This window comes from Dactylosporangium maewongense, assembly GCF_039531485.1.
Taxonomy (GTDB): domain Bacteria; phylum Actinomycetota; class Actinomycetes; order Mycobacteriales; family Micromonosporaceae; genus Dactylosporangium; species Dactylosporangium maewongense.
Map to the genome: position 1 here is coordinate 121,051 of NZ_BAAAQD010000020.1, position 15,097 is coordinate 136,147.

Below are 15,097 nucleotides of genomic sequence, written 5' to 3' on the forward strand. Positions count from 1 at the left end.
CTAACAAGTGATCGATGCCGGCGGCGAATCGTCCCTAAACTGGCGGCCGTTGCCCAGGGCCGCAAAAGAATGGTGTGGATTGGTGTCGATGGAGGGGGGCCCGGGTCATGCCGGCCCGGCCGACGCGCTCGACCGGTATGAGCTCGTGCAGCGGCACGCCGCGGGCGGCGAGGGCGAGGTGTGGCTGGCTCGTGAGCACCACGGCGCCGAGTCGTTCCCGTACGCCGTGAAGGTGATCCGGATCGACGACGACTCGGTCGCGGACCGGCAGCTGGAGGAGCTGCGGCTGCAGGCGGCGCTCGCCACGCAGCTGGAGCATCCGGCGCTGGTGAAGGTGAAGGAGGTCTTCCTCGGCCCGCCGCCGCACCCCGCCGGTCAGGGCGCCTCCGCCACGGGACGCCGGCTCTACTTCGTGATGAAGTGGATCGAGGGCCGCAACCTGCAGGAGGCGCTGGAGCGCGGCGAGGTCCAGGGCCTCGACGTGCTGGCGCCGCTGGAGCCCGTCGCCGAGGCGATCGACTACCTGCACAGCGGGCAGGACACCAACGGCGCCCCGGTGCTGCACCGCGACATCAAGCCCGCGAACGTCCTGCTCGCCGCCGACGGCCGGGTCTACCTGGTGGACTTCGGGCTGGTGCGCCTGCGCGGCACCGACCGGACCTCGCGGATCTTCGGCACCGCTCCGTTCATGGCGCCGGAGTCGCTGGCCCGCGGCGAGTACAGCCCCGCGACCGACCGGTACACGCTGGGCGCGACCGTCTACTACGCGCTGACGGGCGAGGCGCCGATCCCCGGCGACGTACAGGGGATGACGCAGCGGCTGACGTCGGCGCTCGGGCCGGGGAAGGACCGGGAGGCGCGCGGCATCCTCGCGATGCTCGCCGCGCAGCCCGACGCGCGCCCGGCCAGCGCCGCCCGCTGGATCCGCGCCCTGCGGATGCCGCCACCGGAGACGACCGCCGGCACTGCGCAGCTCCCGACACAGCTTCCGGCGCCGGTCTCGGCGCCACCGCCACCGCCGACGACCACGGCCGCGTCCCCGCCCGGATACCGGCTGCCGCCCGGCTCCTTCGCCGGCCCGGCGCCGCAACCGGTGAGCTACCCGATGCCGCCCGGCAGCCTCGGCGGGGCGCCGTTCCCACCGGCCGCCGGTGGCTACCTCGGTGCCCCACCGCCGAAGCAGGGCGGCGCCAAGGCACCGCTGATCATCTTCGGCGCGATCCTGCTGCTCGTCGTCGCTTGTTGTTTCTCCGCCTACAAGTTCGGGGCGGATCTCACCGACACCACCGGTCAACCGGGATCCGGTGGCGGTGCCGGCGCCAGGCCCACCCGGTCGTTCGACAAGAGCAAGCCCCCGCCGCCGGTGACGGAGCTGCGCTCGGCGCTGGTCTCGGTCGGTGACATCACCACGGTGATGCGCGCGTCGCGCGACACGGTCAACTCGAGGTCCGACGAGAACTATCTCCAGGGTGGGCTGTCCAGCCTGAAGCTGTGCGCCGACGGCGCGGTGGCCGGGGACGCCATCGCCGGTTCCGAGACGAACAACTTCAAGGTCACAGGCGCCGAGGGCTACCCGTTCGTGGGCTCGGCCGTCGCCGGCTTCTTCGGTGACGAGGCGAAGGTCTTCTTCGCCTCGCTGCGCAGCACCGCCGCCCGGTGCGGGTGGACGGAGATGCAGACCACGAAGCTCGGCGACGAGACGCTCGGGATCTTCAGCGACAACGGGAGCGCCAAGCTCGCCATCGTGTTCGTCCGCAGCGGTCAGGCGGCCATCGAGGTGGTGGTGACGGGGCAGACCTTCATGGACCTCGTGCACGGCAGCTACCAGTCGGACGCGATCCAGCTCGCCACCGCGATGGCGAAGCGACTCCCGAAGAGCGGCCCATGACCGCCGGTGCCCTCCTGATCGGCTCAGCGGACGGCGAGCGTCGCATCACGCCGGCGGAGACGGTGCTGCGGATCGGCCGGGACCCGCTGTGCCGGATCGTCGTCGACGACCCCCGGGTGTCCCGGGAGCACGTCGAGGTGGTCCTCCGCACCGACGGTTGGTGGCTGCGGGACCTGGGCAGCCACAACGGCACCTACGCCGGCGGCGTCCGGGTCGACGAGCTCGACCTGACCCGGCCCTGCCAGGTGCGGCTCGGCGCCGCCGACGGCCCGTCGCTCACCCTGCGCCCGGAGCCGGTCCCGGGTGTGCCGCCGCCGACGGTCACGGCGGCGAACCACCCGGCGACCGCCGCATCCGGGCCGCGGTTCGAGGCCGGCCGGGTGCCGTCCGCGATCCACCGGGCCGCGCACCGCACCAGGATCGGCCGCGCCCCGGACAACGACATCGTGCTCGACGACCTGCAGGTGTCGCGGTATCACGCGGACCTGCTGCGGACGCCGGACGGGCTGCGGCTCGTCGACCTCGGCACCAGCAACGGCACGTTCGTCAACGGCCGGCGGATCGCCGAGGCGGACCTGCGCCCCGGCGACCTGCTGTCGTTCGGGCGGCACCAGCTCGTCGTCGACGGCACGCAGCTGCGGGAGTACGTCGACACCGGAAGGGTCTCGCTGCACGTCGACGGGTTGGGCGTCACCGTGGCGGGCGGCCGCCGGCTGCTCTCAGGCGTCGGTTTCGCGCTCGACGAGTGCAGCCTGCTCGCCGTGGTGGGCCCCAGCGGCGCCGGCAAGTCGACCCTGCTGGGCGCGTTGACCGGGTACCGCCCGGCGAACGAGGGCGCGGTCGTCTACCAGGGCCGCGACCTGTACGCCGAGTACGACGACCTGCGCCAGCGGATCGGCCTGGTGCCGCAGGACGACATCCTGCACCTGGCGCTGACCGTCCGCCGGGCCCTGCGGTTCGCGGCGGCGCTGCGCTTCGGCTCCGACGTCACGAGCGCGGAGCGGGAGCAGCGGATCGACGAGGTGATCGGCCAGCTCGGCCTGACCGCGCAGGCTGACCAGCGGATCGAGACGCTCTCCGGCGGCCAGCGCAAACGCACCTCGGTCGCGCTGGAGCTGCTCACCGAGCCGTCGCTGCTGTTCCTCGACGAGCCGACGTCCGGGCTCGACCCCTCGCTGGACCGGGACGTGATGGTGAGCCTGCGGGACCTCGCCGACCGGGGCCGGACCGTCGTCGTGGTCACCCACAGCCCGCTGCACCTCAACGTCTGCGACCGGGTGCTGGTCCTCGGGCGGGGCGGCAAGGTCGCCTACTTCGGCCCGCCCGGCGAGCTGCTGCCGTTCTTCGGCGTGCAGGAGTACGCCGACGTCTTCAAGCAGGTGTACGACGACCCCGACGGCTGGGCGGCGCGGTTCGCCGCGCGGGTGACGCCCCGGCCCGCCGCCGCCGCACCGGTCGTGCCCTCGACGCCACCGGCCCAGGCACCACCGGCCCGGCAGGGCTGGTGGCGGCAGCTGACGATCCTGACCCGGCGGATCGCCGCCGTCACCCTGGCCGACCGGATGTACGTGGCCCTGCTGCTCGGGCTGCCGCTCGGCCTCGCCGCGCTGCTGCACGTGATACCCGGCGACAACGGGTTCGCCGTGCCGGGCGACCCGCTGGCGCGCGGGACGGAGGCGTCCCAGCTCCTCGTCGTGCTCATCGTCGGCGCGGTGTTCTTCGGCCTGGCGGGCGGCGTCCGGGAGCTGGTCCGGGAGCGCCCCATCTACCGCCGGGAACGGGCCGTCGGGCTCGCGCCGGGCGCGTACCTCGGCTCGAAGGTGCTGGCGTTCGGCGTCGTGAACGGGGTACAGGCGGCGCTGTTCGTGCTCGTCGGTCTCGCCGGGCGGCCGGGTGCCCCCGAGGCGCTCGCGCTGCGCTGGCCGCTGCTGGAGCTGATCGCGGTGGTCTGGCTGACCGCGCTGGTCGCGACCGTGACCGGCCTGCTGGTCAGCGCGTACGTCTCCTCCGGCGAGCAGACGATGCCCATCCTGGTCGGGCTCGTGATGGCGCAGCTGGTGCTCTGCGGCGGGCTGTTCGAAGTGGTCGGCCGCTCGGGTGTCGAGCAGCTGTCGTGGCTGGCACCGTCCCGGTGGGGGTACGCCGCCGCGGCGGCCACCGTCGACCTCCGCTCGCTGGTGGTGAACCCGAGCGCGGACGCGCTGTGGAAGCACACCGCCGCGGCGTGGTGGTGGGCGATGGGCGTCCTCGCGCTGCAGGGTGTGGCGCTCACCGGCGCGGCCAGGTGGGCGCTGCGGCGCCACGAGCCGGGCCGCTGAGCACCGGGATCTGGAAAGGCTGGAGGAACACGTGGGTCACAGGATGGACGGCGGACTCGAGAACGCCCTGCGGGAAGGGTGGTCCAGCGCCTGCCAGCTGTACGGGCATCTCCACGCCGGTGGCGAGCTGGCCGCGCTGCCGCCCGGCGCGGTACGCCTGAACCCGGGCGAGGTGGCGTACGCCGACACGATGCTCGGCTACGCCCGCTTCTACGGGACCACGGTGACGTACGAGCGCAACAGCACCTTCCTGCTCGGCTCGGCGGCGTTCGTCGCCGCCGGGATGGCCGCGACCGCGATCGCGAACTCGTCCGCGAAGCAGCGCGCGGCGGCGCAGGCGGCCGCCCAGTGGCGTGACCACGCCACCGTCCGGACCATCCTCACCAACCAGCGCCTGATGTGCGACTACCGCAACAAGTGGCTGAGCTTCTGGCACAACGGCGTCACCGAGCTCCAGGGCGACGTCACCCAGTGGCTGTTCGTCCTGCGCTACGAGGTCGGCGACCCGATCATGCTGCACGGCCCGGCAGCCCCCTGGCTCACGGTCAGCATCGCGCACCTGGTGTACGGCCCCGGCGGCCTGCAACTCCCGGGCCTCGCCGCACTCCCCCGCTCCATCGCCGAAGCCACCCACCAGCGCGCCATCGGCAACGGCACCTGACCTCGCGGCGCCGGCGACGGGGATCCTGGCCGGTCCGGGCAGGCCGAGAGACACTACAAGGAAGTGGCTGCTCGTCCTCCTTCGAGCAGACCTGGCCGTCTGCCCGGAGAAGCCACGAGCCACCGCACCGCCGCTGAGACGGATCAACACACTTGCCCACAGTGCCGTGGGTGAGGGGGAAGCACCGATGAACCGGCCCACAGCCACCCGGGTGAGCGCCGGCACTACCGGGCCTGCGATCAGGGACGACGAGCCGGAGCGGTACGTGCCCGACGCGGAGCACCTGGTCGCGGAGGCCGTCGACCTGGCGGCGGCCCGCGACGCCGACCCCGAGCTGGTCGCGCGCTTCTGGCGCCTCGTGCCAGACGAGGAGCTCGCCGGTTGCCAGCCGGCCTGGATGGTCGAGGCCACGCGGTCGCACCTGGAGCTGGCCCAGCAGCGGGTGCCCGGCGAGCTGAAGCTGCGTCTGGGCACGAGCACCGCCGACGGCACGTCGCTGGAGATCGTCACCGACGACATGCCGTTCCTCGTCGACTCGGTCACCAGCGCGCTGTCGTCGCGCAACATCGACGTGAACATGCTGGTGCACCCGCTCGTCGTCGTGCGGCGGGCGCCGCTGGGTGCGCTGGAGCGGGTCCGGGTCGGCGTCGAACCCGAGGACGCCGCGCCCGGCGACATCGTGGAGAGCTGGATCCGCATCGAGGTCGACCGGATCCGGGCCGAGGCCGATCTCGAGGAGCTGCGCAACGGCCTGGCCGGGGTGCTCGACGACGTACGTGAGGCGGTCGAGGACTGGCCGAAGATGCGCATGCAGGCGCTCGCGCTGGCCGACCAGCTCGGCGGCGCGCGGCTGCCGGTGCCGGACAAGGACGTCACCGACTCCGTCGAGCTGCTGCGCTGGCTGGTGGACGACCACTTCACGTTCCTCGGCTACCGGGAGTACCGACTGGTCAAGGGCGACGGCGGCGAGGAGCTGCTGGAGGCGGTGCTCGGCTCGGGCCTGGGCATCCTGCGGGCCGACCAGACCCGTCCGCTCGTGCTGAGCTCGATGACCGCCGAGGCCTACGCCAAGGCGATGGAGCAGCGGCTGATCATCATCACCAAGGCCAACTCGCGGGCCACCGTGCACCGCTCGGCCTACCTGGACTACATCGGGTTCAAGCTGTTCGACGCCGACGGCGAGGTGGTCGGGGAGAAGCGGTTCCTCGGGCTGTTCTCGTCGGCGGCGTACCGCACCAGCGTCCGTGACCTGCCGGTCGTCAGGCGCAAGGTCGCCGAGGTGGTGGAGCGCTCGGGGCTGTCGCCGCGCAGCCACTCCGGCCGGGATCTGCTGGAGACGCTGGAGACCTACCCGCGCGACGAGCTGTTCCAGATCTCCACCGACGAGCTGTTCCAGGCCGTCATGGGCGTGCTGCGCCTGGCCGGCCGCCAGCAGCTGCGGCTGTTCCTGCGCCGCGACACCTACGGCCGCTTCATCTCCTGCCTGGTCTACCTGCCGCGGGACCGGTTCACCACCGCCAACCGGCTACGCATCCAGCAGATCCTGCTCGCGGAGCTCCACGGCGTCGGCGTCGACTACGCCACCCGGGTCGGCGAGTCGAAGTTCGCCCGGGTGCATCTCATCGTGCGCACCGAGCCCGGCAACCCGCCCGGCGACATCAACGTCCGCCGCCTCACCGAGCGGCTCTCCAACGCCACCCGGATGTGGGACGACGACTTCCGGCTGGTGCTGGAGCGCAACCTCGAGGACGAGCAGCAGGCCAAGCTGCTCTACCAGCGGTATGGCGACGCGCTGTCGGACACGTACAAGAACGAGTACACGCCGTATGAGGCTGTGCAGGACGTCGCCAAGCTGGAGCTGCTCGACGAGCCGGGCCAGCTCGTGATGCACGTCTACCGGCGCGCCCGGGCCGAGAGCGACATCCGGTTCAAGGTGCTCCGTTACGGCAGGCCGATGATCCTGTCCGCCGTGCTGCCGGTGCTGCACTCGCTCGGCGTGCGGGTCACCGACGAGCGGCCCTACGAGATCGTCCGCTCCGACGGCACCATCTACCTCTACGACTTCGGGCTGCAGCTGCCGCCCGGCGCGCGGGCGATCACCGAGGTGCGCCCCGACCTGGAGAACGCGTTCTCCGCCGCCTGGCACGGCGAGGCCGAGGTCGACGGGTTCAACGCCCTGGCGCTGAAGGCCGGCCTCACCTGGCGCGAGGTCGTCGTCCTGCGGGCCTACGCGAAGTACCTGCGCCAGGCCGGCACGGTGTTCTCGCAGGACTACATGGAGACCACGCTGCTGCAGTACCCGGCGATCGCCTCGAAGCTCGTGGACCTGTTCACGGCCCGCTTCGACCTGCGGCTGCACCTGTCCGAGACGGCGCGGAGGGAGTGGTCGAAGGAGATGGTCGCGGCGATCAACGAGGACCTCGACACGGTGACCAGCCTCGACCAGGACCACATCCTGCGCTCCTTCCTGCACGTCATCCAGGCCACCCTGCGCACCTCGTTCTTCCAGCGCGGCGAGCAGGGGCGCCCCAAGTCGTACACGGCCTTCAAGCTCGACCCGCAGTCGATCCCCGACCTGCCGGCGCCGCGGCCGCGGTTCGAGATCTTCGTCTACTCGCCGCGGTTCGAGGGTGTGCACCTGCGCTTCGGTGCGGTGGCGCGGGGCGGGCTGCGCTGGTCCGACCGGCGTGAGGACTTCCGCACGGAGATCCTCGGCCTGGTCAAGGCGCAGGTGGTCAAGAACGCCGTCATCGTGCCATCCGGCGCCAAGGGCGGCTTCGTGCTCAAGGAGAAGCCGGGCGACCGTGACGAGGCGGTCGAGTGCTACCGGCTGTTCATCTCGGCCCTGCTCGACGTGACCGACAACCTCGACGGCGGCAAGGTGGTCGCGCCGCCCGACGTGGTGCGCCACGATCCCGACGACCCCTACCTGGTGGTCGCCGCGGACAAGGGCACCGCCACGTTCTCCGACATCGCCAACGAGATCTCGGTGGAGTACGGGTTCTGGCTGGGCGACGCGTTCGCCTCCGGCGGCTCCGCGGGCTACGACCACAAGAAGATGGGCATCACCGCCAGGGGCGCCTGGGAGTCGGTCAAGCGGCACTTCCGCGAGCTGGGCGTCGACACCCAGACCACCGACTTCACGGTCGTCGGCGTCGGCGACATGTCCGGCGACGTCTTCGGCAACGGGATGCTGCTGTCCCGGCACATCCGGCTCGTGGCCGGGTTCGACCACCGGCACATCTTCGTCGACCCGGACCCCGACGCCGCGACGTCGTTCGAGGAGCGGGCCCGGCTCTTCGCGCTGCCGCGGTCGTCGTGGGACGACTACGACAGGTCGCTGATCTCCACCGGCGGCGGCGTCTACCCGCGGACGGCGAAGTCGATCCCGATCTCCCCGGAGGCGAAGGAGGCGCTCGGCCTCCCGGCGGCGGTCACCGCGATGACGCCCAACGAGCTGATGCACGCGATCCTGTCGGCCCCGGTCGACCTGTTCTGGAACGGCGGCATCGGCACCTACGTCAAGGCCACCGCCGAGTCGCACGTCGACGTCGGCGACAAGGCCAACGACTACATCCGGGTCAACGGCCGGGAGCTGCGCGCCAAGGTCGTCGGCGAGGGCGGCAACCTGGGTCTCACCCAGCGCGGCAGGATCGAGTTCGCGCTCGGCGGCGGCCGTGTCGCGACCGACTTCATCGACAACTCCGCCGGCGTCGACTGCTCCGACCACGAGGTCAACATCAAGATCCTGCTCGACCGCGCGGTCGTCGACGGCACGCTCGACCCGAAGGACCGCAACGCGCTGCTCGCCGGGATGACCGACGAGGTCGGCGAGCTGGTCCTGAAGGACAACTACGACCAGGCCACCACGCTGGGCAACGCCCGCGCGCAGTCCCGGTCGCTGCTGCCGGTCCACAAGCTGCTCATCGCCGACCTGGAGCGCCGCGGCCAGCTCGACCGCACCCTGGAGGCGCTGCCGACCGACGAGGACCTCGACGCGCGGGCCGCGACCGGCGTCGCGCTGACCTCGCCGGAGTTCGCCGTCCTGCTGTCCTATGTGAAGATCGTGCTCGAGCAGGAGATCCTCGACTCCGGCCTGCCCGACGAGGAGTGGACCACCGGGGTGCTCGTCGACTACTTCCCGACCCCGCTGCGGGAGCGCTTCGTGGAGGCGATGGCGGAGCACCCGCTGCGCCGCGAGATCGTCACCACGCAGGTGGTCAACGAGGCCGTCAACCGCGGCGGCCCGTTGTTCTTCCACCGCGCCGCCGAGGAGACCGGAGCCGGCGCCGCCGACATCCTCCGGGCGTCCGTGGTGATCTGGGACGTGTACGGGCTGGGCGAGCTCCGCCGCGCCGTCGAGTCCCTCGACAACCAGATCCCGACGGAGGCGCAGACGGCGGTCAACGTGAGGATCCGCCGGCTGCTCGACCGGGCGGTCCGCTGGCTGGTCTCCAACCGGCGCCTGCCGATCGACGTCCCCGGCGAGATCGCCCACCTGCGCCCCGGCATCTCGCGCCTGCTGCCGCGGCTGGAGACGCTGTTCCGCGGCCAGGAGCGCGAGGCGCTGCACACCAACGCGGCCATACTGCGCGGGCTGGGCCTGCCGGCGGAGGTCGCCGACATGACGACCCGGGTCATGTACGGCTTCGGCCTCCTGGACATCGTCGAGGTCGCCTCGCAGACCAGCCAGGACGTCAACGAGGTCGCCACGGTCTACTACGTGCTGTCGGAGTGGTTCCGGGTCGACGACCTGCTGACGAAGATCTCCAACCTGCCGCGCCGGGACCGCTGGCAGACGCTCGCCCGCATGGCGCTGCGCTACGACCTGTACGCCGCGCTGGCCGCCCTGACGGCGGAGGTCCTCCACGCGACGGCCCCCGACGACGACGCCGAGGCCCGCGTCCACGAGTGGGAGCAGAGCAACGCCATCTTGATCGCCCGCACCCGCAACGCCATCGGCGAGTTCGGCGGGTCTCCGGGCGACCTTGCCGCCATCTCGGTCGTGCTCCGCCAGATCAGGACGCTGGTCCGCACCTCCGCCGCCTGACCCTCATCCGCCGCGCGACCCCGTTCCGGCGAGCGGTCCTGTACCGGCGAGCGGTCCTGTACCGGCGAGCGGTCCGTCAGAGTCTCCCCGTGAGCCTCGATGCGTCGCTGACCGTGAACGCGTCCACCGTGCGGTTGCTGACGGACACCACCGACGTGTCGGCGCCGCACGGCGGGGTCAGGGCAGGGCTGGTCAACGCCCTGCAGGACGTGCGCCGCGGCCGGGCGCGGGCGGCGCACCAGCGCTCGCGCGACCTGCCCGCGCAGGGCGGTGGGCGAATGTCGCTGCGGCGTGCCGGCAGGCTGCTCGCCGAGTCCTTCCTGCCGCCGCCCGTCGCCGCCGCCCTCGCCGATCTGATCCGTCGTGCCGACGCCGGCACGCTCGACGTGCGGCTCGCCGTCGACGCGCCCGGGTTCGCGGCGCTGCCGTGGGAAGCGCTGCCCGACCCGGTGTCGGGCCGGCCGCTGGCGCTGCACCCGCTCGTGACCGTGTACCGCCTGGGCGGGGCGGACCGCGGCGAGGCGCTGCCGGGTCCACTGAGGATCGTCGTGGCGGTGGCGGCGCCGGAGCACGGCGGCGGGGCGCTGCTCAACTACGAGCACGAACTGCGCAGCGTGCTCGCGGCGGTCCGCGGGGCCAGGCGGGGCAGGGCGCGGGTGTCCGTCGTGGAGTTCGCGACGACGGCGGCGATCCGCGAGGCGCTCGACGTGCCGGGCGGCGTGCACGTGCTGCACATCTGCGCCCACGGCGCGCCCGGCGTGCTGTACCTGGAGGACGAGCACGGCGCGGCCCGCCCGGTCACCGCCGACGTCTTCCTGGAGGAGGCGGTGCCACCGGGCCGCATGCCGCCGGTGCTCGCGCTGGCGGCCTGCTACTCCGATGTGGACGGTGAGGGGCAGGGCCCGTCGTACGCGGCGCGGCTCGCGCAGCGCGGCGCCCGGGCCGTGGTGGGCACGCAGACCAGCGTCACCGACCGGTACGCGACGCTGCTGTTCTCCGCCGTGTACGCCGGGCTGACCCGGAACCTGGACCTGGCGCGGGCCGTCGGTGACGCGCGCCGGTCGGTGCAGCGCACGCTGGAGCAGTCACACGACGGTCTCGCCGCGTACGACGAGTGGGGTGTCGTCACGCTGCTGTGCGGGCAGCCGGACCTGTCCGTCGTCGACGACGCCGCCGAGGTGCCGGCGCCGCCGGTGCGGGTGCCGCGGCTGGGCGGGCTGGGGGCGCGGCGGTCGTTCGTGGGACGGCGGCACCAGCTGCGGGTGCTGCCGCGGGTGTTCACCGGCGACCGGTGGGCGGGCCTGGTGCTCAGCGGCATCGGCGGCATCGGCAAGACCGCCCTGGCCGCCGAGCTGGTCGTGTCGCTGGGCGCGGGCTGGTTGCTGGCGACGGTCGTCGGACCGGCCACAGTGGACGGTGTGCTCGGCGCGGTCGCCGCGGCGGTACGGGTGCAGCTGCTGCGGGCGCAGTCCGTGGACCCGCGCGTGGCGCACGCGGCCCGGGTCGCCGACCGTGTGGCGGAGCCGTGGCGGGACAGGTCGCGGCTGCTGCGCGAGGACGTGTTCGACACGCTGCCGGTGCTGCTGGTGCTCGACAACTTCGAGGACAACCTGGACGTCGGCGACGACGGCGCCGGCACGGTCCGAGACCCGGGCCTGGCGGCGTTGCTGGCCGAGCTGGCCGGCGACCCGGGCCGCTGCCGGCTGCTCGTCACGTCCCGGTTCCCGGTGCGGCTGCCGGGCGGCGCGGAGGACCGGCTGCGCCGCGAGACCGTGCCGCCGCTGAGCTTCGCCGAGACCGAGAAGCTCATCTGGTCGCTGCCGAACCTCGACCGCCACGGCGACCCGGAGTCGGTGTGGCGCACGGTCGGCGGGCACCCGAGATCCCTGGAGTACCTGGACGCGCTGCTCGGCGACGGCGAGGGCCGCACCAGCGAGATCACCCGCCGGCTGGCGCGGGCGGCCACCCCGACCCCGACCGCAGCTGGGGACGGGGACGGCGACGCCGCGATGGCCTCGGTGGTCGCCGTGGCCGCGGAGGAGATCCTGCTCGGCGAGCACCTGGCCCGGTTGTCGCGGGTCCCCGGGGCGGTCGACCTGCTGGTGGGGCTGAGCGTCCACCGTTCGCCGGTCGACCTGTACGGCGTGGCGCACGCGGTGGGCCACGCCGACCCGGACGCGGCGGTGGCGCCGCACAAGCACGCGCTGCGGCTGCTGCTGGACCGGTTGGACGCGACGGTGGCCGACCTGAACGACGTGCTGGGCGACCCCGGCAGCCCGCCGCTCGCCAGGGCCGAGCTGATGGAGGTCGTCGAGGCGTGCGGCGGGCTGCCGCGCCCCGCCCTGCGCCCACCGCCCGAGATGGGCGACGCGCTGACCGCGCTGGTCCACAGTGGACTCGTCGACGGCGACGACCTGATGCGCGAGTTCTTCGTGCACCGGTCGACCGCCACCGGGCTGCGGGCGTTCGCCGACACGACCGAGGCGCACCGGCGGGCCGCGGCGTTCCGGCGCTGGCGGGTGCACAGCTGGCCGCAGCCCGCGGCGGGTGACGCCCACGACCTGACCGAGGCCCGGCACCACCTGCTCGCCGCCGGTGAGGTGGCGCAGGCGGTCGAGGTGACGGGCGAGCTGTGTGCCGTCCTGGAGGCGTTGGGCGCGTGGGACGTGGAGGCGGGCGTCATCCACGACACCCTGCGGCTGCTGCCCGTCGGCGACCCGGCGCGCGGCCGCTTCGAGGGACAGCTGGGCATCATCGCGTACCGCCGCGGCGACGTCGTGGAGTCCGAACGCCTGATCCGCCTGGCGCCGGACCCGGCGGCCACCGCCTTCCAGCTGGGCCGCGTCGCCCAGGACCGCGGCGACCACGACGAGGCCGAGCGGCTGTACCGGTCCGCCGGGGACACCGCCCTGGTGCACCACCAGCTGGCGATGCTGATGTACCTGCGGGGCGAGCACGCCGAGGCGGCGGCCGCGTTCGAGCGCAACATGGACCGGTTCCCGGCGGACGGGGCGACGGTCGCGGCGTCCCACCACCAGCTGGGCCTGCTGGCGCGGCTGCGTGGCGACCTCGCGACGGCGCGGGCGCGGTACACCTCGGCGCTGGCGATGGCCGAGGCGCTCGGCGACCGCCAGGCGGTCGGGCGGGAGCTGCACCAGCTCGCGGAGCTGGCCCAGCAGCGGGGTGACCTGCGGGACGCCGCCCGGCAGTACCACCAGGCGCTGGACATCGCGGAGGAGCTCGGCGACACGGCGGCGGTCACGGCGATCTGGCACCAGCTGGGCCTGCTGTCCGAGTCGGAGGGCGACCTGACCGAGGCGGAGCGCCTGTACCGCCTGGCGCTCGCGGAGGCGGAACGCCTCGGCAACCGGCGCGACACGGCCGTCGGGCACCACCAGCTCGGCAACGTGGCCCAACGCCGCGGCCACCTGGACGACGCGGAGGCGCACCACACGCTGGCGTTGGAGCTGTACCGGCGGCTGGCCGACCGCTCGGGCGAGGCGGCGACCTGGCACCAGCTGGGCATGCTGGCGTCCCAGCGGGGCGACGCCGCCCTCGCGGAGGAGCTGACCCGCAAGGGCATCGCCATGAACGCGGCGCTCGGCAACCCGATGGACGAGGCGACCGGCTGGGGCCAGCTGGGCAACCTGGCCGCCGCCCGCGCCGACCGGGACGCGGCGATCGCGCACCACGAGCGGGCCGTGGAGCTGCACCGGCTCGCGGGCACGCCGGCCGCCTACGACGAGATCCGCCTGCGGGCGCTCCGCGAGCCTGGGCGACCCATTCCAGATCTGGCGTGAACCCTCGCCGGGCGGTCCGGGTCATCCGCCGCGTCGGATGGCCCGGACCGTCGACCTCCGTCTCGCGGCGGTCAGCGTGGGACGTAGTGCATCGTCGTGACCACGTTGGACGACGCCTGGATGTTGGCCGGCGGGAAGGCCGTGCTGAGACTGGAGATGAACGCGATCAGATGGGTGTCGACGTTCGGCGTGGGCGGGGTGTAGCCGGTCAGCGAACAGACCGACCCGTTGCCGCAGAACGCGATCCGGACACCGGTGTCAGCGTCGAAGATCTCGATGTACCAGGGTGTCGGCGTGACGCTCGAGTTGGCCGTGGCGGTGACCGTCTCGGTCGTCTGCGTGAACACCGGCGCCGTCAGGCTGACCCGGAGCCCGCTGTTGGACCAGGTGACCCAGTTGATCAGGCTGGTGGCCTGCACGGCCGGCAGTGGGAAGGTGGCGCTGTTGTGCGACACGAACGCCCGGTACCTGTGCGTCGTCGCGCTCGACTGGGCGATGCTGACCGAGCAGCTGGTGCCGGTCCCGCAGATCTGCACCCGGGCGCCGGTGGTCAGGTCGAAGATCTGGGTGTAGAACGGCGACGGACCGACGTCGAACGCCGTCGTCGCGGTCAACGTCACGGCGCTGCCGATGCTGGTCGTCGTCTGGCTGGTGCTCAGCCCGACGGTCGTCGAGTGCCAGTCGACCAGGACGAACGGCGGGTTCGACGCGACAATCTTGTTGCCGGCGGCGTCGCTGATGTCGGCGCTGAACCAGGCCGAGTCGATCACCGAACTGGTCGCGTCGACCGAGCAGGTGGTGCCGGTGCCACAGATCGCGAACTGCGTGGAGTTGCGGTAGATCCGGATGTAGTACGGCGTCGGGCCGACGTCCTGGTTCGCCGTCGCCGTGATGTGGGCGTTCTGCGTCACCCAGAACACGGAGGTCATCACGCCCTCGCTGGTGGGCGCCATGCCGGGCACGTTGAGGGACACCTGCCAGCCGGCGGCCAGCGTGGACTGCCGCTGCGGCACGGCCGGCTTCACCGGCAGGCCCGTGCCGAGCTGCACGTTCGGCCCGTGCGACGGCGCGGCCGGCAGCGGTTTCGCGGCGACGTTCGAGTTGGCGCCGGTGACGGTGGACGTGCCGGTGCTCTTACCGGTGCTCTTACCGGCACTCCCGGTGCCGCCCGCGGCGGCTGGTGTGGCGGACACCCCGACGAGCAGCGTGAGCGCCGCGACGGCGACGGCGGCGAAGGTGGCGGTTCGCGGCCAGGCACGGCTGGACACCATGGCGGGCCACCCTGTGGGCGTTAAATTCATGCCAGCAATTGTTCATGATCGATGCAACAAAAGAAACCCGCGACGTGACGCGACCTCCATTTTGTGGGCATTCGCGCGA

General features: G+C 72.8%; 6 protein-coding genes. 5 read left to right on the forward strand and 1 reads right to left on the reverse strand.

Going from position 1 to position 15,097, the window contains the following annotated elements:
• The first annotated feature begins 88 nt into the window (after positions 1–88).
• From ABD332_RS40225 to ABD332_RS40245, 5 genes are all read left to right on the forward strand, one after another.
• The gene (locus ABD332_RS40225; protein WP_344508949.1) at positions 89–1,888 is read left to right on the forward strand and encodes a serine/threonine-protein kinase; all 1,800 of its coding nucleotides are present in this window, start codon (positions 89–91) and stop codon (positions 1,886–1,888) included.
• Entirely contained in the window at positions 1,885–4,206 is a 2,322-nt protein-coding gene (locus ABD332_RS40230) for an FHA domain-containing protein (RefSeq protein WP_344508780.1), read from the forward strand. The genes ABD332_RS40225 and ABD332_RS40230 overlap by 4 nt, the downstream gene beginning before the upstream one ends.
• Before the next feature lie 43 nt (positions 4,207–4,249).
• Positions 4,250–4,867, forward strand: a complete 618-nt coding sequence (locus ABD332_RS40235) for a hypothetical protein (protein ID WP_344508782.1) — start codon at positions 4,250–4,252, stop codon at positions 4,865–4,867.
• 187 nt (positions 4,868–5,054) lie between these two features.
• Positions 5,055–9,917 (forward strand): NAD-glutamate dehydrogenase, encoded by a 4,863-nt coding sequence (locus ABD332_RS40240; RefSeq protein ID WP_344508784.1) that lies wholly within the window; start codon positions 5,055–5,057, stop codon positions 9,915–9,917.
• Positions 9,918–10,006: 89 nt separating this feature from the next.
• On the forward strand, positions 10,007–13,717 hold the full coding sequence (locus ABD332_RS40245) for a tetratricopeptide repeat protein (RefSeq protein ID WP_344508785.1): 3,711 nt from the start codon (positions 10,007–10,009) through the stop codon (positions 13,715–13,717).
• 71 nt (positions 13,718–13,788) lie between these two features.
• On the opposite strand, the gene ABD332_RS40250 is transcribed toward ABD332_RS40245, so the two are convergent.
• Positions 13,789–14,988 (reverse strand): hypothetical protein, encoded by a 1,200-nt coding sequence (locus tag ABD332_RS40250; RefSeq protein WP_344508786.1) that lies wholly within the window; start codon positions 14,986–14,988, stop codon positions 13,789–13,791.
• Positions 14,989–15,097 lie beyond the last annotated feature (109 nt).